The 609-nt window shown below is 71.6% G+C and carries 1 protein-coding gene; it reads left to right on the top strand.

All coding sequences use genetic code 11. From position 1 onward, the window contains the following. Nucleotides 1–609, top strand: a 609-nt coding sequence (locus EJK15_RS69840) for a molybdopterin-dependent oxidoreductase (RefSeq protein ID WP_171075455.1), incomplete at both ends; no start/stop codon positions are given.

Below are 609 nucleotides of genomic sequence, written 5' to 3' on the forward strand. Positions count from 1 at the left end.
GCCGCTGGAACCTCGACCTGCACGGCGCGAGCCCCGCGCTGACCCTGTTCGACCGATCCGAGCGCGCAGTCGCCGTCGACCTGCCGCGCTTCGACGAAGGCGCCACCGAGGGCGGCTCCGTCATGCGGCGCGGCGTGCCGGTGACCGAGGTGGCCGGCAAGCTCGTCACGACGGTGTTCGACCTGCTCATGGCGCAGTACGGCGTGGCCCGGGACCTGCCAGGCGAGTGGCCGGCCGGCTACGAGGACGCCTCGCAGCCGTACACTCCCGCGTGGGCGGAGGAGATCACCTCGGTCCCGGCCGCCACCATCGCCAGGATCGGCCGCGAGTTCGCCCGCAACGCCGAGGTCACCGAGGGCCGCTCGATGATCGCGATGGGCGCGGGCACCAACCACTGGTTCCACTCCGACCAGATCTACCGCTCGTTCCTGACGCTGGTGCTGCTGACCGGCTGCCAGGGCGTCAACGGCGGCGGCTGGGGCCACTACGTCGGCCAGGAGAAAGTCCGCCCGATCACCGGCTTCCAGCACCTGGCCTTCGCCTTCGACTGGCAGCGGCCCACGAGGCACATGGCCGGCACCGCGTTCTGGTACCTGGCCACCGACCAGT

This window comes from Nonomuraea basaltis (assembly GCF_005893125.1).
Taxonomy (GTDB): Bacteria; Actinomycetota; Actinomycetes; order Streptosporangiales; family Streptosporangiaceae; genus Nonomuraea; species Nonomuraea basaltis.